Annotated in this window: 12 protein-coding genes; 8 read left to right on the forward strand and 4 right to left on the reverse strand. The window is 69.2% G+C overall.

All coding sequences use genetic code 11. The annotated features are described in order from the left end of the window. Positions 1–460: 460 nt before the first annotated feature. Positions 461–1,369 carry a LysR family transcriptional regulator gene (locus F3J10_RS04190; protein ID WP_025097455.1) on the reverse strand — a complete coding sequence of 303 codons (909 nt, stop codon included), beginning with the start codon at positions 1,367–1,369 and terminating at the stop codon, positions 461–463. 215 nt (positions 1,370–1,584) lie between these two features. On the opposite strand from F3J10_RS04190, the gene F3J10_RS04195 reads away from it, so the two are divergent. The 5 genes from F3J10_RS04195 to F3J10_RS04215 all read left to right on the forward strand — a co-directional run bounded on the left by F3J10_RS04195 (position 1,585) and on the right by F3J10_RS04215 (position 11,127). Then, the gene (locus tag F3J10_RS04195; RefSeq protein WP_167241181.1) at positions 1,585–3,957 is read left to right on the forward strand and encodes a DNA polymerase II; all 2,373 of its coding nucleotides are present in this window, start codon (positions 1,585–1,587) and stop codon (positions 3,955–3,957) included. A gap of 204 nt (positions 3,958–4,161) precedes the next feature. Then, the gene (locus F3J10_RS04200) at positions 4,162–4,857 is read left to right on the forward strand and encodes a gamma-glutamylcyclotransferase (RefSeq protein WP_036054883.1); all 696 of its coding nucleotides are present in this window, start codon (positions 4,162–4,164) and stop codon (positions 4,855–4,857) included. A 307-nt stretch (positions 4,858–5,164) separates the two neighbouring features. Beyond that, positions 5,165–6,340 carry an efflux RND transporter periplasmic adaptor subunit gene (locus F3J10_RS04205; RefSeq protein ID WP_167241183.1) on the forward strand — a complete coding sequence of 392 codons (1,176 nt, stop codon included), beginning with the start codon at positions 5,165–5,167 and terminating at the stop codon, positions 6,338–6,340. A 16-nt stretch (positions 6,341–6,356) separates the two neighbouring features. After that, complete coding sequence (locus F3J10_RS04210) at positions 6,357–9,587, forward strand: multidrug efflux RND transporter permease subunit (RefSeq protein WP_167241185.1); 3,231 nt, start codon at positions 6,357–6,359, stop codon at positions 9,585–9,587. Positions 9,588–9,597: 10 nt separating this feature from the next. Beyond that, positions 9,598–11,127 carry an efflux transporter outer membrane subunit gene (locus F3J10_RS04215; protein WP_167241187.1) on the forward strand — a complete coding sequence of 510 codons (1,530 nt, stop codon included), beginning with the start codon at positions 9,598–9,600 and terminating at the stop codon, positions 11,125–11,127. Positions 11,128–11,640: 513 nt separating this feature from the next. Here the strand turns inward: F3J10_RS04215 and F3J10_RS04220 are convergent. After that, a complete protein-coding gene (locus F3J10_RS04220; RefSeq protein WP_167241189.1) occupies positions 11,641–12,552 on the reverse strand; it encodes a LysR family transcriptional regulator in 912 nt (303 codons plus the stop codon). A 523-nt stretch (positions 12,553–13,075) separates the two neighbouring features. On the opposite strand from F3J10_RS04220, the gene F3J10_RS04225 reads away from it, so the two are divergent. Then, the gene (locus tag F3J10_RS04225) at positions 13,076–13,708 is read left to right on the forward strand and encodes a glutathione S-transferase C-terminal domain-containing protein (protein ID WP_060005864.1); all 633 of its coding nucleotides are present in this window, start codon (positions 13,076–13,078) and stop codon (positions 13,706–13,708) included. Between the two features lie 58 nt (positions 13,709–13,766). Here the strand turns inward: F3J10_RS04225 and F3J10_RS04230 are convergent, their stop codons facing one another. Further along, positions 13,767–14,936, reverse strand: coding sequence for an aldose epimerase family protein (locus F3J10_RS04230; RefSeq protein ID WP_167241191.1), 1,170 nt, complete (start codon positions 14,934–14,936; stop codon positions 13,767–13,769). A 306-nt stretch (positions 14,937–15,242) separates the two neighbouring features. Between F3J10_RS04230 and F3J10_RS04235 the strand changes: the two genes are divergently transcribed. Continuing rightward, positions 15,243–16,064, forward strand: coding sequence for an isocitrate lyase/phosphoenolpyruvate mutase family protein (locus F3J10_RS04235; RefSeq protein WP_167241193.1), 822 nt, complete (start codon positions 15,243–15,245; stop codon positions 16,062–16,064). Between the two features lie 18 nt (positions 16,065–16,082). Here F3J10_RS04235 and F3J10_RS04240 read toward each other — a convergent pair whose 3' ends face one another. Next, positions 16,083–16,856, reverse strand: a complete 774-nt coding sequence (locus F3J10_RS04240) for an IclR family transcriptional regulator C-terminal domain-containing protein (protein ID WP_025097450.1) — start codon at positions 16,854–16,856, stop codon at positions 16,083–16,085. A gap of 159 nt (positions 16,857–17,015) precedes the next feature. Here F3J10_RS04240 and F3J10_RS04245 point away from each other — a divergent pair, with 159 nt between their 5' ends. Then, positions 17,016–17,825, forward strand: a complete 810-nt coding sequence (locus F3J10_RS04245) for a shikimate dehydrogenase (protein WP_167241195.1) — start codon at positions 17,016–17,018, stop codon at positions 17,823–17,825. Positions 17,826–17,887: the final 62 nt, after the last annotated feature.

The following is a 17,887-nucleotide window of genomic DNA, read 5'->3' on the forward strand; positions in this document are numbered from 1 at the left end:
TGGAGCCCCTCATCTAGTCAGACATCCTATAACGATCGCAATAAATTCAACAATGCAGAATTTCAGATTCCTAGGGAAATCTCTGTGTCATTTATGTTGAAACCTGCACTTGACAGTGGGGACTCATTTGATAACTCATTGATTATTATCGATATTTTATTTCTTTCACTTTGACTTCAATAGCTTTCCAGAATATTCCGCGTAATGTTGCCGTGCTCGGACGACTCGCGCCATTTTTTGGGATTAGGCAGACGAAAGGTGAGATGTATGACCAGTTAGGCACCAGCCCCGCCGGTCGGGGCCGGGCGGCGCGATCCTGCCCTCACGGACCAGACGATATCGGGCGCCGGCCGTGCATCATTTCGTTCTCGATTCGACAGCTTTCGATTATTACGAAAGGAATTTGCAATCCGCCGGAGAAAGGAACCGGTTCCTTCCCGAGCCGACGGAATCGCCGCGATCAGCGTTGGTCGGCCGTCTCGGCCATCAGCATCTCGAGGAAGGCGGCCGGCGCGGGATCGAGCCCTTCGGTGACGTCGCCCGCCGCGGCCGCCGCGTGCGTGACCACCAGTTCCCAGCACAGCTCGGCGCGTTCGAGCCGCACGCAGGCCAGCATCTCGGGGCGGCGCACCACGATGTCCTCGGGCAGCAGGGCGATGCCCAGGCCCTGGCAGACTAGGTCGAGCAGCGTGTCCAGGTCGCCGATCTCGAAGGCCACGCGCCGCTGCAGCCCGGCTTCGGCGAAGCCGCGATCGACCAGCCGGCGCGTGCCCTGCCCCGGCACGAAATCGACGAAGGCCTCGCGCGTCAGCCGCGCGAGCGGCACCGAGCCGGCCGAGGCGAGCGGGTGGTCGCGCCCGCAGGCCAGCACCATGTCGTCGCAGGCGATGATGTGCGATTCGAGCCGTTCGTTGCGCTCCTCGATCGGCAGGATCGCCAGGTCGAGCTCGCGCGCGCCCACCTTCTCGTTCAACTCCAGCGCGCCGCCCTGCACCAGCCGCACCTCCACGCCCGGATGCGCCTGGTAGAAGCGCGACAGCAGGCCCGGCAGCTCGAGGAACTGCGGCAGGCTCTGCACCGTGCCGATCGAGAGCTTGCCGCGCCGCACCGAGGTGATGTCGGCCACTTCCAGGCCGGCCCGATCGAGGATGTCGAGCGCGCGGCGCGCGCTGTCGAGGAACACCGCGCCGGCCGCCGACAGGCTCACGCGGCGCGTGGTGCGCACCAGCAGCTTGGCGCCCAGTTCCTCTTCCAGCAGACGAATCGAGGTCGACAGCGCCGACTGGACGATATGGCAGCGTTCGGCGGCGCGCGTGAAGTTCGCCTCCTCGGCGACGGCTACGAAATGGCGAAGTTGTCTCAGTTCCACGGCGTTCCTTGGTGTTCCGGCACGGGCCGCGCGGCGAGCGGCCCGTCATGCATCGATCGACGTGAATTATGGCAAACATTCGGGCCGGCGATCGGCCCTGCCGCCGGCCGGGACGTCGAGGCCAGACCGTTAGTTGCCCTGCACGCCAGGCTAAGCGCCCCCAGCGCGCAGGCGCTACAATCCCGCGCCTGAGCACTCCAAGACGAGCCCCGGTTTTGACTGACTTCGAGCAGGGTTTCATCCTGACCCGTCACTGGCGGGACACGGCCGCCGGCGTCGAGATCGAATTCTGGCTCGCCACCGGCCAGGGTCCGCGCCGGGTGCGCCTGCGTCCGCAGGAATCGGTCGCGTTCCTGCCCGTCGAGCACCGCGAGGCGGCCGAGCGCCTGCTGGCCGGCGAGAGCGGCGTGGAATTGCGCCCGCTCGCGCTGCACGACTTCCGCCGGCGCCCGGTGCTGGGCCTCTACTGCAAGCGCCACCGGCATCTCGGCGCCCTGCAGAAACGGCTCGCGCGCGAAGGCGTCGATCTCTACGAAGCCGACATCACGCCGCCCGATCGTTACGCGATGGAGCGCTTCATCACCGCGCCGGTCCGCTTTCGCGGCACGCCGGCGGGCGAGGCGCTGCTGGTCGACGCCGAGCTGAAGAGCGAGAGCGACTACCGCCCGGCGCTGCGCTGCGTCTCGCTCGACATCGAGACCAGCGCGCGCGGCGAACTCTATTCGATCGCGCTGGAAGGCTGCGGGCAGCGCGACGTGTTCATGCTCGGCCCGGCCAACGGCGACGCGGCCGGACTGGCGCTGAACCTGGTCTATTGCGAAACGCGCCCCGCGCTGCTCGAACGGCTCAACGCCTGGTTCGCCGAACACGATCCCGATGCGATCATCGGCTGGAACCTGATCCAGTTCGACCTGCGCGTGCTGCACGCGCACTCGCAGGAATTCGGCGTGCCGCTGCGCCTGGGCCGCGACGGCAGCGTGCTCGACTGGCGCGCCCACGGCCAGCAGCCCGACCACTTCTTCGCGGGCGCGGCCGGGCGGCTGATCATCGACGGCATCGACGCGCTGAAGTCGGCCACCTGGACCTTCCCCTCGTTCAGCCTCGAATACGTCTCGCGCACGCTGCTCGGCGAGGGCAAGGCGGTCGACAACCCCTATGCACGCATGGACGAGATCCAGCGCCGCTTCGACGAGGACAAGCCCGCGCTCGCGCACTACAACCTCAAGGACTGCGAACTCGTCACGCGCATCTTCGCCAAGGCCGACCTGCTGTCCTTCATGCTGGAGCGCGCCACCGTCACGGGGCTCGCGGCCGATCGCACCGGCGGCTCGGTGGCGGCCTTCACGCACCTGTACCTGCCGCGCATGCACCGGCTCGGCTACGTGGCGCCGAACCTCGGCGACGTGACCGGCCAGAACAGCCCCGGCGGCTTCGTGATGGATTCGCGGCCCGGCCTCTACGATTCGGTGCTGGTGCTCGACTACAAGAGCCTCTATCCCTCGATCATCCGCACCTTCCTGATCGACCCGGTCGGGCTGGTGGAAGGCCTGGCCCAGCCCGACGACGCGCATTCGGTGCCCGGCTTCCTGGGCGCGCGCTTCTCGCGCAGCCGGCACTGCCTGCCCGACATCGTGCGGCGCGTCTCGGAAGGCCGCGACCTGGCCAAGCGCCAGCGCAACGCGCCGCTCTCGCAGGCGCTCAAGATCATCATGAACGCCTTCTACGGCGTGCTCGGCTCCTGGGGCTGCCGCTTCTTCGACCCGCGCCTGGCCTCCTCGATCACCATGCGCGGCCACGAGATCATGCATCGCACGCGCGAGCTGATCGAGGCGCAAGGCTACGAGGTGATCTACGGCGATACCGATTCCACCTTCGTGTGGCTGCGCGAGGCGCACCAGGACGGCGAGGCCGAGCGCAAGGGCCGCGCGATCGTCGCGCACGTGAACGACTGGTGGCGCACGCACCTGCGCGAGCGCTTCGGACTCGAGAGCGCGCTGGAGCTGCAATACGAGCGCCACTACCTGCGCTTCCTGATGCCCACCGTGCGCGGCGCCGAGGAAGGCAGCAAGAAGCGCTACGCGGGCCTCGCGCTCGGCGCCGACGGCGGCGAGGACGTGGTGTTCAAGGGCCTGGAGACGGTGCGTACCGACTGGACGCCGCTCGCGCAGCAGTTCCAGCGCGAGCTCTACACGCTGGTGTTCCGCCGCGAGCCCTACCAGGACTTCATCCGCGAGACGGTGCGCCGCGTGCTGGCCGGCGAGCTCGATGCCGAGCTGGTCTATCGCAAGCGCGTGCGCCGGCCGCTGGCCGAGTATCAGCGCAACGTGCCGCCCCACGTGCGCGCCGCGCGCACCGCAGACGAGTACAACCGCGAGCTGGGCCGGCCGCTGCAGTACCAGCGCGGCGGCTGGATCAGCTACGTGATGACCACCGCCGGCCCGGAGCCGCTGGAGACCATGCGCTCGCCGATCGACTACGCGTTCTACCTGAGCCGGCAACTGCAGCCCGTCGCCGACGGGATCCTGCCGTTCCTGAAGGACGACTTCGAAACGGTGATCTCGGGGCAGGGGCAGCTCTTTTCGTTCTGAGGACGGCGGGCCGCGCCCGTCGATGTCCGTCGATAGCGACATTGCCGGATTGTCGCCACCGGCAGGCCAATCTGTTTCCCCCGCAACGGTTTATCCGCGCTGCCGCAATCGCGATACTGTCGAACATCCGCCGTGCCGCGACGGCGCGCGCCATCGACCGCGCCAACCGTCCCGCCCCGGCCTTCCCTCACGACAGGTCATGCCATGCTGACGAGACACGCGATCGAAACCGGCGCCTACCGCCAACAGTTCGAGGCGATGCCGGGGCTCTGGACGCCCGAGCGCATCGACGCTTCATTGGATGCCACGCTGCGCGAGCGGCCGGCCGGCGCCGACGAAGTCTGGGTGTTCGGCTATGGATCGCTGATCTGGAATCCCGCCATCGAGTTCGCCGCGCATCGCGTGGCCCGGCTGGAAGGCTGGCATCGCAGCTTCTGCCTGCGGATGCTGGCCGGCCGCGCCGGTTGCGAGCGCCCGGGGCGCATGCTCGCGCTGGAGCCCGGTGGAGAAACCACCGGCATCGCGCTGCGCCTGCATGCCGAGCGTCTGGTCGACGAGCTGCGGCTGGTGTGGATCCGCGAGATGGTGCTCGGTTCGTATCGGCCGACCTGGGCCAAGGTCCGGCTCGACGACGGCAGCGACGCGCATGCGATCGCCTTCGTGGCCGACCCGAGCCGCGAGCAATACGAGCGCGACGCCTCGGTGGCCACGGCCGCGCCGCTGATCGCGCAAGCAGCCGGGCCGATCGGCAGCAATGCCGATTACCTGTTCCGCCTGCAGGCGGCGCTGCGCGAGCACGGCATCGGCGATGCCTATGTCGATGCACTGGCCGAGGCGGTGGCGCGCGCGCAGCGCGGCGCCGGGCAGCGCGACGCGATGAGCGTGCCGGGCGGGCGTTGAACGCCCGCCCCTGATTTCCGGCCCACACGCCGCCGTGCCGCCCCGAGCGGCGCGGCGGCGTTTGCTTTCCCGCCCCCCGTTTTCCTCTCGAGGCCGGCCTTCGGCCCGCGGCCTGCACGCGCCCCGCCACTGTCGCCCGCCGGGAGACAAAGAAACCACCCCCGCCGGCTTTATCGCCGCGACCGCCAACTCCATACTTCGGCCAACGCTGCGGACCTGATTTCGCGCGCCGCCCGATGGGCGACCGACCGCGAGCCGGACCCGACGAATTCTTGATCTCCACATCTATTTGATAAGGAATCCTCTTATGTTCACGCAACCCAGGAAGCGCCTGGCGGCCGTGGCCGGCGCGATCGCGCTGGCCGGCGCCGCCGGCGCGATCGGCATCCTGCATGGGCCCGGCGGCACGCCGCTGGCCGAGGCACGGGCGGCCGGCGCGCCCGCGGCGATCGACGTCGACGCCGCCGTGGTGATCTCGCGCGGCATCACCGATTGGCAAAGCTACACGGGCCGCCTGGAGGCGGTCGACCAGGTCGAGGTACGGCCGCTGGTCTCGGGCACTATCGTGGCCGTTCATTTCCGCGACGGCGCCCTGGTTCGCAAGGGCGATCCGCTGTTCACGATCGACCCGCGTCCCTACCAGGCCGCCGTCGACCGCGCCGCCGCGCAGCTCGCCGCCGCGCTCGCGCGCGCCGCCTACACCTCGGCCGACGCGGCACGCGCCGAGCGCCTGATCGGCGACAACGCGATCGCCAGGCGCGACTACGACGAGAAGCAGAACGCCGCGCGCGAGGCCGCTGCCGGCGTGAAGGCGGCGCAGGCGGCGCTCGAGGCCGCACGCGTCGATCTCGGCTACACGCGCATCGTCGCGCCGGTGGCGGGACGTGTCTCGCGCGCCGAGCTGACGCCCGGCAACACCGTCAGCGCGGGCGCCAACGCGCCGCTGCTGACCACCCTGGTCTCGGTCTCGCCGATCTACGCCTCGTTCGAGGTCGACGAGCAGACCTATCTGCAATACCTCGGCCACGACCGCGACGCGCGCGTGCCGGTGGCGCTCGGCCTGGCCGACGAGAGCGGCTATTCGCGCGACGGCGTGATCGCCTCGGTCGACAACCGGCTCGATACCGGCTCGGGCACGGTGCGCGTGCGCGCCAGCTTCGCCAACGCCGACGGCGCGCTGGTGCCGGGCCTCTATGCGCGCGTCAAGGTGGGCGGCGGCCGTGCCCACCACGCGATCCTGGTGGACGACGCGGCGATCGGCACCGACCAGTCGCGCAAGTACGTGCTGGTGGTCGACGGCTCGAACCGCATCCGCTATCGCACGGTGCAGCCGGGCGGGCTGCACGACGGCCTGCGCGAGATCGAGGCCGGCCTGGCGCCGGGCGAACGCATCGTGGTGAACGGCACGCTGCGCGTGCGCCCGAACGACCTGGTGCACGCGCGGATGGTCGGCATGGCCGACGCCGCGAAGCAGCCGGCCTGAAGCGAGGAGCACGATCATGAACATTTCGAAATTCTTCATCGACCGGCCGATCTTCGCCGGCGTGCTGTCGATGCTGGTGTTCCTGGCCGGCGCGATCGCGCTGGGCAAGCTGCCGACCGCCGAATACCCGGAAGTGGTGCCGCCCTCGGTGGTGGTGCGCGCGCAGTATCCCGGCGCGAACCCGAAGGTGATCGCCGAGACGGTGGCCGCGCCGCTCGAGGAGCAGATCAACGGCGTCGAGAACATGCTCTACATGCAGTCGCAGGCCAACAGCGACGGCAACATGACGACCACCGTCACCTTCAAGCTCGGCACCGATCCCGACAAGGCGCAGCAACTGGTGCAGAACCGCGTCTCGCAGGCGCTGCCGCGCCTGCCCGAGGACGTGCAGCGGCTCGGCGTGACCACCGTCAAGAGCTCGCCGACGCTGACCATGGGCGTGAACCTGGTGTCGCCCAACGGCCGCTACGACCTCACCTACCTGCGCAATTACGCGCTGATCAACGTCAAGGACCGGCTCGCCCAGGTGGCCGGCGTCGGCGAGGTGGCGATGTGGGGCGCCGGCGACTACTCGATGCGGATCTGGCTGGACCCCACCAAGGTCGCACGGCAGAACCTGACCGCCACCGACGTGGTCAACGCGATCCGCGAGCAGAACGTGCAGGTGGCCGCCGGCATCGTCGGCGGCGCGCCGATGACCACGCGCGTGCCGCTGCAGTTGAGCGTCAACGCGCAAGGCCGCCTGAAGACCGAGGAGGAATTCGGCAACATCATCGTGCGCAGCTCGCCCGACGGCGCGCTCACGCACCTGCGCGACGTGGCGCGCGTCGAGCTGGGCGCATCCGAGTACGCCTTGCGCGCCAGCCTGGACGGCAAGCCCGGCGTGCAGCTGATCATCTTCCAGCAGCCCAACGCGAACTCGCTGCAGATCTCCACCGACGTGCGCAGGATCGTCGCCGAGCTGCAGAAGGACATGCCCGAGGGCGTGAAGGCCGAGATCGTCTACGACCCGACCCAGTTCGTGCGCGAGAGCATCGACGCGGTGGTCCACACGCTGTTCGAGGCGATCCTGCTGGTGGTGATCGTGGTGATCCTGTTCCTGCAGACCTGGCGGGCCTCGCTGATCCCGCTGCTGGCGGTGCCGGTGTCGATCGTCGGCACCTTCTCGCTGATGCTGGCCTTCGGCTTCACGATCAATGCGCTCTCGCTGTTCGGCATGGTGCTGGCGATCGGCATCGTGGTGGACGACGCGATCGTGGTGGTGGAAAACGTGGAGCGCAACATCGCCGCCGGCCTCTCGCCGCTGGACGCCTCCTACGCGGCGATGCGCGAGGTGAGCGGGCCGATCGTCGCGATCGCGCTGACCCTGGTGGCCGTGTTCGTGCCGCTGGCCTTCATGTCGGGCCTCACCGGCCAGTTCTACAAGCAGTTCGCGATGACCATCGCGATCTCCACGGTGATCTCGGCGTTCAACTCGCTGACGCTCTCGCCGGCCCTCTCGGCCCTGCTGCTGAAGGATCACCACGCGCCCAGGGACCCGCTCACCCGGCTGATGGACCGCGTGCTCGGGCCGTTCTTCGGCGCCTTCAACCGTTTGTTCGGACGCGGCTCGAACGCCTATGGCAACGGCATCGGCGGCATCATCCAGCGCAAGTTCGCGATGACGCTGGTCTACGGCGTGCTGCTGGGCGCCACCGTGCTGCTCGGCAAGCTGGTGCCGGGCGGCTTCGTGCCGGCCCAGGACAAGGACTACCTGGTCAGCATCCTGCAACTGCCGCCCGGCGCCTCGCTCGATCGCACCGCCGAGGTGGTGGCGCAGATGGGCCGCATCGCGCGCGCCCAGCCCGGCGTGGTCCATACGCCGGAATTCCCGGGCCTCAACGTGACGGGCCTGATGAACTCGTCGAGCAGCGGCCTGGTGTTCCCGGTGATGCGCCCGTCGAAGGAGCGCAACGGCCACGAGACGGCCGACGCGATCGTCGCAAACCTGAACCGCGAATACGCCGGCATCAAGGGCGCCACCATCGCCACCTTCCCGCCGCCGCCGGTGCAGGGGCTCGGCACCATCGGTGGCTTCAAGCTGCAGATCGAGGATCGCGGCGCGCTCGGCTACGAGGCGCTGAACCAGGCGGTGGGCGCCTTCCTCGCCGCGGCCGCCAAGGCGCCCGAACTCGGGCCGGCCTTCTCGAGCTACCAGATCAACGTGCCGCAGCTCAACGTCGAGCTGGATCGCGAGAAAGCCAAGCAGCTCGGCGTATCGGTCACCGACGTGTTCGACACCATGCAGATCTACCTCGGCTCGCTCTACGTGAACGACTTCAACCGCTTCGGCCGCGTCTACCAGGTGCGCGCCCAGGCCGACGCGCCGTTCCGCACCGATGCCGACAGCATCCTGCAACTGAAGACGCGTAACGCGCGCGGCGAGATGGTGCCGCTGTCCTCGCTGATCACGGTCACGCCGACCTACGGGCCGGAGACGGTGATCCGCTACAACGGCTTCCTCGCCGCCGACATCAACGGCGGCCCGGCGCCCGGTTATTCCTCGGGACAGGCGATGGCGGCGGTCGAGCGGATCGCGGCGCAGACGCTGCCGCGCGGCATCAAGTTCGAGTGGACCGACCTGACCTACCAGCAGATCCTGACCGGCGACACGGCCTTCTGGGTGTTCCCGATCAGCGTGCTGCTGGTGTTCCTGGTGCTGGCCGCGATGTATGAGAGCCTGACGCTGCCGCTGGCGATCCTGCTGATCGTGCCGATGAGCATCCTCTCGGCGCTGGCGGGCGTCTGGCTCACGCGCGGCGACAACAACATCTTCACGCAGATCGGCCTGATGGTGCTGGTGGGGCTGTCGGCGAAGAACGCGATCCTGATCGTGGAATTCGCACGCGAGCTGGAGATGAAGGGACGCTCGATCGTGCATGCCGCGATCGAGGCCTGCCGGCTGCGCCTGCGCCCGATCCTGATGACCTCGATCGCCTTCGTGATGGGCGTGGTGCCGCTGGTGATCTCGACCGGCGCCGGCTCGGAAATGCGTCGCGCGATGGGCATCGCCGTGTTCTTCGGCATGCTCGGCGTGACCTTCTTCGGGCTCGTGCTGACGCCGGTGTTCTACGTGCTGCTGCGCAAGTTGTCGGGTGGCCGTCCCTTGAAGAACCGCCACGCGCCGGCCCCGGCCGCGGGCCAGGACGCGGATCGGCGCGACGCGGCAATTCCGGTCGTCGCGCGCGATACCGCCGAGCACGAATGAGGAGCGAATCATGAACCCTGTCTCGATCCCTCGCCGGCTCGGCATCCCCGCCCTGCTCGGCGTCCTGCTGGTGCTGGCGGGCTGTTCGCTGGCACCCGACTACCACGCCCCGGCCGCGCCGAACACGGCCACCTGGAAGGAGACGGCGCCGGCCGCCGAGGCCGCTTCCCCGCTCGGTAGCTGGAAGCCGGCGCAACCGTCCGAGACGCTCGATCGCGGCGCCTGGTGGACGGTGTTCGGCGATCCCGCGCTCGACTCGCTGGAGACCCGCGCGATCGCCGCGAATCCGAACCTGCAGGCCGCCGCGGCGCGGCTGGCCGAGGCGCGGGCCGCGAGCCGGCAAGCCCGCGCCAGCCTGTTCCCGACGCTCGACGCAGGCTTCGGGCCGACTCGCGAGCAGGTCTCGGCGGCCTCGCAGTTCCAGCCCGACGGCGCGCGGATTCCGCAGCAGACGCTGTGGCGCGCGCAGGCCGGCGCCTCCTACGAGGCCGACCTGTTCGGCCGCGTCGCCTCGAACGTCGAGGCGAGCCGCGCCGATGCCCAGCGCGGCGCGGCGCTCTATCGGTCGATGCTGCTGGCCCTGCAGGCCGACGTCGCGCAGCATTATTTCGCGCTGCGCGAGCTCGATGCCGAAGGCGAGGTGTATGCGCAGGCCGTGACGCTGCGCGAGCATGCGCTCGACCTGATCACGCATCGCTACCAGGCCGGCGACATCGCCGAGCTCGACCTGTCGCGGGCACGCGCCGAGCTGTCGAGCGCGAAGGCCGAGGCGATGACGGTGGCGCGCCAGCGCGCGGCTTCCGAGCATGCGCTCGCGGTGCTGCTGGGCGAAGCGCCGGCCGCGTTCTCGTTCGCGGCCGCGCCGATCCAGCCAATCGAGCTGCGGATCCCGCCGGGCCTGCCCTCCTCGCTGCTCGAGCGGCGCCCCGACATCGCCGCGGCCGAGCGCGCGATGGCTGCCGCCAACGCGCGTATCGGCGTGGCGCGCGCAGCCTTCTTCCCTTCGCTGTCGCTGAGCGCGGCCGGCGGCTTCGAGGCCGCCACGCTCGCCGACTTGTTCCGCTGGAGCAGCCGTGCCTTCCTGCTCGGGCCGCTGGCCGGCACCGCGCTGAACGTGCCGCTGTTCGACGGCGGCCGGCGCCGCGCCGAACTCGACCGTTCGCACGCCGCCTACGACGAGGCCGCCGCGCAATACCGGCAGCAGGTGCTGACGGCGTTCCGCGAGGTCGAGGACGGCTTGTCCGACCTGCGCGTACTCGCCAACCAGACGCGCGAGCAGGACGACGCGGTGGCCGCCTCGCAACGCGCGGCCGATCTCGCCCGGCGCCAGTACGCCGAGGGCATGGTCGGTTATCTCGAGGTGCTCGATGCGCAGCGTTCGGTATTGCAATCGCGTCGCGCCGCCGTGCAGTTGCGCGGCGTGCAGGCGGCGGCGACGGTCAGCCTGATACGCGCGCTCGGCGGCGGCTGGGGCGAGCCCGCCTCGACCGCCCGGATCGCGAGCAACACGGCGCACGCCGGGGCCGACACGATGCGATGACTCGATAAGCGAAGCGCATCCGCCTCGTCGAAGGCCTGCCCGATTCGTGGGCAGGCCTTTTTTCATCGACGACGCACGATGTTTTGCAGACCTGATCGCTTCTCGCGATTTTCATCCGGGTATTGAAGGCGGTGCATCGGCAGGCATCGAGACGGGCGGGCAATAAGCCCCGGGTGATATCGCGAACGACGCGGGCCCTGCCCGGTCGAGGCGAAAAAAAGTCGGGATACCGCCACGACGTGGCCGGCATCCCTGGCCCCCTGGGTGACATCGGGAGGAGATGATGAGGGTTGGCGATACAGTACCGGCTCGCGCGTGGCCTGAACAGCGGCCCGCCACGAAATCTCAATTCGGCTTTGGCGAACAACCGGATCCAAGCGAACGTGTTAGGCGCGAGGATTCGACATGGCTCGACGTTTCGTCATGCCGATCGATTCCGTCCATGCAGGAAGGCCGCCTGCGTCGTGCCCGACGAGGCGGCCCGGCTCGCATCCTCGCGCGCCTCGCGTTCGCTCAGACGGCGTCCTCGCGCAGCACGTCGGCGAGGTGGTTGACCACGGCGCGCGTCTTCGCCGCCATCTTCTGGCCCAGCGAGATGATCGCGTGCACCGGCGGGCCGTCGACGTCGCATTGCGGCAGCACGTGCACGAGGCGGCCTGCCTTCACGTGGCCGCTGGCGACGCGATCGTGGATCTGCGCGATGCCAAAGCCCGACAAGGCAGCCTCCACCAGCGCCTGCCCGTCGCTGACCACCAGCACCGGCTGGGCCGCGTACTCGCGCGACGCGTTGCCCTCGCGCAGCGACCAGCCGCGCAACCGCCCGGAAGGGCCGCGAAACACGATCGAATCGTGGCCGGCCAGCGCGGCGATGTCCTCGACGGCGCCGCGTCGCGCGAGATAGTCGGGCGAGGCATAGAGCCCGAGCCGCAGGTCGCATAGCTTGCGCACGGTCAGCTCGCTGTCGTCGGGCAGCACGCCGATGCGCACCACCACGTCCCAGCCCTCGCCGATCGGATCCGACATGCGGTCCGTCAGCGCCAGTTCCAGCGTGATCTTCGGATAGCGGGCGCGCAGCGCGTTGAAGCTCGGCAGCAGCAAGCGGCCAAAGCCGGCAGGCAGGTCGATGCGCACGCGCCCGGCCGGTTCGGAGCGCCGCGAGGCGAGTTGCTGCTCGGCCTCGCGCAGGCCGTCGAGCGCGTCCTGGGCGGCCACCAGGTAGGTTTCGCCGTCCTCGGTCAGTCGCACCGCGCGCGTGGTGCGCTGGAACAGCCGCGTGCCGAGCCGCGCCTCCAGGCGCTGCACGGCCTTGCCGACATTCGACTTGCTGCTGCCGATCTGTTCGGCCGCGCGCGTGAAGCTGCCCGTCTGCGCGACGGCCACGAACACGGCGATTTCATTCAGCGGGGCATCCATGCGTTCGTTCATCCTGCGGCCTCGGCTCGGCGATGCGTTCGAAACGCCGAAGGCCGCGCTCCTGTGGCGCGGCCCCGGCATCGCAACCTGCCCGGCATTGTAGTCAATCGGCGATCCGCGCGTGGCGCGGACCGGCTTGGCGCGCGCCGCCCCGCTCTCGTCCCCGTCGTCGACCCGCGCCGACGGGCCGATCATCAGCAGCCCCTTGCCCAACTCGTCGAGCGCCTTCGGCGCCGATGAAGCCCAGCGGCAGCATCACCACCAGCGCGATGCGGCAATAGCGCAGGCTGCGCCATTCTGCGTGGCGGCCCCACGCGGATCAACGCCGCGACGGTGCGCACAGCGTCGCCATGCCGGCGACAATCGCGCGCCCCGCCCGCGATGCGCGCCGATTGTCTCCCTTCGCGCTACAGAGCGGCGCATCCCGCGTCGTTTATCGCCGCATCGACTCTCGCGATACTGCATTCCACCGGCAAGACGCCGGCCGCGAGCCGGCAAGGCCGCATCACCCAACCTCATCTGCAAGGCGGAAACCATGAAGCTCTATATCGCGAAAGCCACCTGTTCCCTGGCCGTCCAGGCCGTCGCCAACGAACTGGGCCTGTCGCCCGAACTGGTGCACTTCGACGTGCTCGGCAAGACCCTGTCGGAAGACGGTAGCTTCGCCGACGTCAATGCCCTGCTCTACGTGCCCGTGCTCGAGACCGAAGGCGAGCGCCTGACCGAAACCATCGTGATCGCCTCCTACCTGGCCGACCAGCATCCGGAAGCGGGCCTGATTCCGCGCCACGGCACCATGGAGCGCGTGAAGATGGACCAGTTGCTGACCTTCATCGCCACCGAGATCGCGCAGAAGCACATCCCGCTGATGCGCAAGCTGATGACGCCCGAAGGCATCGCCTTCCATACCGGCAAGCTGCTGAGCGCCTACGGCACGCTCGACGCACGGCTCGCCGACGGTCGCGCCTATCTCACCGGCGATCGCTTCACGGTGGCCGATGCCTATGTCTGGGCAACCATGTGGCACGAGCGTTCGGGCGTGAACCTGGACCACCTCCATCACCTGCGTGCCTATCTCGAGCGCATCGAGGCGCGTGCCTCGGTGAAGCTGGCGCTGGCCGACGAGGCGACCGCCGTGGCGCGCCACGAAGTGCGGCTGGCCGCGTAAACGAAAACGGCGTCGCGTGCCGATGGACACGCGACGCCGTGGCGATACCGCTATCGCCCTATCGCTTGCGCCCCGCCACCGAGAAACGCAGCACGGTTTCCTCGTGCAGCGTCTGCCCCGGCTTCAGCTCCGTGGTCGGGAACGCCGGATGATTCGGCGAATCGGGGAAATGCTCGGCCTCGAGCGCGAACGCATCGGTCTGCCGGTAGGCATGGCCCGAGGCGCCCACCGCGCTGCCGTCCAGCGAATTCGCCGAGTAGAACTGCAGCCCCGGCTGCGTGGTATCCACGCTCAGCACGCGGCCGCTGCGCGGATCGCGCACGCTGGCGGCAAAGGCCGGCGTGCTCGGGCCGCCCGCGTCGAGCACCCAGTTGTGGTCGTAGCCGCGCGCATACACCATCTGCTCGAAATCGGAACGCAGGTACTTGCCGATCGGCGTGGGCTTGCGCAGGTCCAGCGGCGTGCCTTCCACCGAGGCCAGTTCGCCGGTGGGGATCGAGGTCCGATCGGTCGGCGTGTAGCGCGAGGCCGCGATGCGGATCTCCTGGTCCTCCACGCTGCCGCTGCCCTCGCCGGCCAGGTTGAAGTAGGTGTGGTTGGTCAGGTTGACCACCGTGTCCTTGTCGGTGCTCGCCTCGTAGACGATATGCAGCGCGTTGTCGTCGGTGAGCCGGTAGGTGACGTGAACCGTGAGCGTGCCGGGAAAGCCGTTCTCGCCGTCGGGGCTCACGTAGCTCAGCTCGACGCCCGCGCCATCCTTGCCGCCGTCGAGCGGCTTCGCGCTCCAGACCTTCGAATCGAAACTGTCGGGCCCGCCGTGCAGCGTGTTGGGCGCGTTGTTGATCGGCAGCTTGTAGGTCTGGCCGTCGAGCTGGAACTGGCCGCCGGCGATGCGGTTCGCGTAGCGGCCGATCAGGGCGCCGAAATGGATGTTGCCGTTATAGACCTCGTAATCCTTCAGCGAGGCGAAGCCGAGCACGATATTGGCGGACTTGCCATGCCGGTCCGGTACCTCGATCGCGGTGATCACGCCGCCGTAGTTGATCAGCTTGACGGTGGTGCCGCGCGCGTTCTTCAGCGTGTACTCGGTGACGGGCTTGCCGTCCTTGGTGGTGCCGTAAGGCGCCTGGCTCAGCGTGGCGGCCGGCGCGAGCGAGGCGGCCAGCAGGCCTGCCGCGAACAGCGCGCAGGCTGCCAGGCGCGGCGGATGCAGGGGAGACGATCTCATCGGGGTACCTGTTCCTCTCGGATAGGGTGGGAAGGATCGTCGGCCGGCGCGGCATGCAACATGGCTTGCCGCGGGTGCTTCACAGGCCGACGCGATGGCGCTACGTTCTGCATGCGGCTCGGGAGTGTCGACGATTGTAATCGTATGAGGGTTGCAGCGACAATCGAGGCGCGTCGTGCCGGCCGCCTCCGCGAGCGCTGATCCGCGCGACGCGCCAGGACGCAATTCCGATGCCCGAGCCGCCGCGCGCGCCGCCTTGCGTGCGCGGCCCACCACGCGGCCCCGCGCCGCAAAGGACAGCGAGCCATGCCCCGCACCATCGCCGAAAAACGCGCCGCGTTCCGCCAACTCCACGAAAACGGCTGTTTCCTGCTGCCCAATCCCTGGGACGCCGGCACCGCGCGCTACCTGCAGGCCGCCGGCTTCCAGGCGCTGGCCACCACCAGCTCCGGCTTCGCCTGGTCGCAAGCGCATGCCGACAACACGCTGTCGCGCGAGGCCGTGCTCGCCCACCTGCGCGCGATCGTGCAGGCCACCGACTTGCCGGTGAATGCCGACTTCGAGAACGGCTTCGGCGCTACGCTCGAGGAGGTCGCGCAAAGCGTCGGGCTGGCGGTGGAGACCGGCGTGGCGGGCCTGTCGATCGAGGATTCGACGGGCGACGCGAGCGGCTCGCTGTTTCCGATCGAGGTGGCGGTGGAGCGCGTGGCCGCCGCGCGGCGCGCGATCGATGCCAGGGGCGGAGATACGCTGCTGGTGGCGCGCGCCGAGAACTTCTTCGCCGGCCCGCCCGACCTGGACGACGCGATCGCGCGGCTGCGCGCCTATTCGGCGGCCGGCGCCGATTGCCTCTACGCGCCCGGCATTCGCACGCGCGGGCAGATCGAGGCGGTGGTGATGGCGGTGGCGCCCAAACCCGTCAACGTGCTGGTCGGCACGCCGCTCGAATTCACGCTGGCCGACCTGGCCGCGCTCGGCGTGCGGCGCGTGAGCGTCGGCGGGGCGCTGGCGCGCGCGGCCTGGGGCGGCTTCATGGCCGCCACGCAGGCGCTGGTGGAGGGACGCTTCGATGGTTTCGCGGGGATTCCGGCGGGCGGGAAGCTCAATGAGGTGTTCGAGCGGAAGTAAGCCCGGCCGCCCCCCGCTTCAGGTATCCATGATCGGCCGCAGCAGCGCCTGCCCTTCATAGAGGAATCGCAGGTAACGCTCGCGGATCTCCGCGAGCGACAGCGAGGACACCTGCGTGGTGATGGTCAGGCTCGCGCGCATCTGTCCATGGCGGTCCGTCAGCGGCACGCCGAGGATGCGCATGCCGACCTCGTATTCCTGGTCCAGCTCCGCGTAACCCTGCTCGCGGATCGCCGCGATCACGGCCTTGATCTCGGCGATACCGGTGCGCGTGTAGGGCGTCAACGCCTGCCGCTCGACGCGCGCCAGGTAGGCATCCACCTCCTCGTCGCTCAGCGAGGCCAGCCACAGTCGGCCGCTGCCGGTGCAGTACATCGGCAGCCGCCAACCCTGCCGCATCGACAGCGAGGACACGTTCATCACGCGGCTGCGCACGATATGCACCACTTCGTCGCCGTCGCGCACGGCCACCGATACATGCTCGCGCGTCTCCGCCGCCACCTTCTCGACGATCGGCCGCATCATGCGCGGCAGCCGCGCCGATTCCACATAGGCCTGGCCGATCCGCAGGTTCTTGGCGGTCAGCCAGTAGTAGCGGCCATCGGTTTCCGCGTAGCCGTCATGCACCAGGGTCAGCAGGAAGCGCCGCGCCGCGCTGGTGCTCAGGCCGGCGCGGGCGGCCGCCTCGGGCACCGTCAGCCGCGGTGTCTGGTCGTTGAACAGCAGGATCAGGGCGAGCCCTTTCTGCAATCCCGCGATCAGGTCGCGCTCATGGATGAGGGGTTGTTTCATCAGAGGATTATTCCGGCCAGGCATGAAGTCGCTACGACAATGCGATTATCGCAATGCCGATTCGCTTATCGCAATATTTTCGATTCTTCGCCGTTGCTGCCGCCAGGGCGCCGGTCGCACCATAAGCGCCATGTTCCTCATGGATTCCGGTGCGCCTCAATGATTCGCGGTACGACCGAACTGGTGGCCATCGTCGGCTCCCCCATCGCCCAGGTGAAATCGCCGCAGAACTTCAACCGCTGGTTCGAGCGGCACGGCAAGGATGCCTCGATGATCCCGATCGACCTCGACGGCGGCTCGCTCGATCACTTCATCGACGCGATGCGCGCCTGGCGCAACCTGCGCGGCTGCGTGGTCACGGTGCCCTACAAGCAGCAGGTGGCGCCGCGCCTGGACGCGCTGAGCCTGCGCGCCGAGGCGCTGGCCTGTGTCAACGTGATCCGTCGCGAGGCGGACGGCAGGCTGGTGGGCGACAACGTCGACGGCGACGGCTTCCTCAACGCCGCGCGCGGCCACGGCTTCGAGCCGGCCGGCGCGCGGGCGCTGGTGATCGGCGCGGGCGGGGTGGGCAGCGCGATCGCCTGGGCGCTCTGCGAGCAGGGCGCGGCGTCGGTGACGGTGGTCGACATCGACGCGCCGCGCGCGCGCCGCCTGCGCGAGCTGCTGGCCCGGCATCATCCCCGCACCGAGATCGAGCCGCACTTCGATACGCTGGCGCCGTTCGAGCTGGTGGCGAACGCCTCGCCGGCCGGCATGGAAGGCTACGCGCCGCTGCCGCTGGAAGCGATCACGCTCGCCACGCTGCGCCCCGCCACGCTGGTGGCCGACGTGGTCACCGCGCCTGAGGTCACGCCCTTTCTCGAACTGGCGCGCCGCGCCGGCTGCCCGATCCAGACCGGAGCCGAGATGGCGCTGGCGCAGTTCGGCAACCTGGGCGCGTTCATGAACGTCACGCCGCTGGAGGTCTGAGCGGCACAGGCTGCGAACCCGGCCGCCCAAGGCGAGCCGGGACGCTTTCATCCACCAGGATG

Source organism: Burkholderia sp. Cy-637 (genome assembly GCF_011753175.1).
Lineage (GTDB): Bacteria > Pseudomonadota > Gammaproteobacteria > Burkholderiales > Burkholderiaceae > Burkholderia > Burkholderia gladioli.

Excerpts from the sequence above, each read along its gene's own strand:
- F3J10_RS04220 (WP_167241189.1), bottom strand. The coding sequence starts at position 12,552 with ATGAACGAACGCATGGATGCCCCGCTGAATGAAATCGCCGTGTTCGTG.
- F3J10_RS04225 (WP_060005864.1), top strand. The coding sequence starts at position 13,076 with ATGAAGCTCTATATCGCGAAAGCCACCTGTTCCCTGGCCGTCCAGGCC.
- F3J10_RS04205 (WP_167241183.1), top strand. The coding sequence starts at position 5,165 with ATGTTCACGCAACCCAGGAAGCGCCTGGCGGCCGTGGCCGGCGCGATC.
- F3J10_RS04210 (WP_167241185.1), top strand. The coding sequence starts at position 6,357 with ATGAACATTTCGAAATTCTTCATCGACCGGCCGATCTTCGCCGGCGTG.
- F3J10_RS04200 (WP_036054883.1), top strand. The coding sequence starts at position 4,162 with ATGCTGACGAGACACGCGATCGAAACCGGCGCCTACCGCCAACAGTTC.
- F3J10_RS04235 (WP_167241193.1), top strand. The coding sequence starts at position 15,243 with ATGCCCCGCACCATCGCCGAAAAACGCGCCGCGTTCCGCCAACTCCAC.
- F3J10_RS04240 (WP_025097450.1), bottom strand. The coding sequence starts at position 16,856 with ATGAAACAACCCCTCATCCATGAGCGCGACCTGATCGCGGGATTGCAG.
- F3J10_RS04230 (WP_167241191.1), bottom strand. The coding sequence starts at position 14,936 with ATGAGATCGTCTCCCCTGCATCCGCCGCGCCTGGCAGCCTGCGCGCTG.
- F3J10_RS04245 (WP_167241195.1), top strand. The coding sequence starts at position 17,016 with ATGATTCGCGGTACGACCGAACTGGTGGCCATCGTCGGCTCCCCCATC.
- F3J10_RS04215 (WP_167241187.1), top strand. The coding sequence starts at position 9,598 with ATGAACCCTGTCTCGATCCCTCGCCGGCTCGGCATCCCCGCCCTGCTC.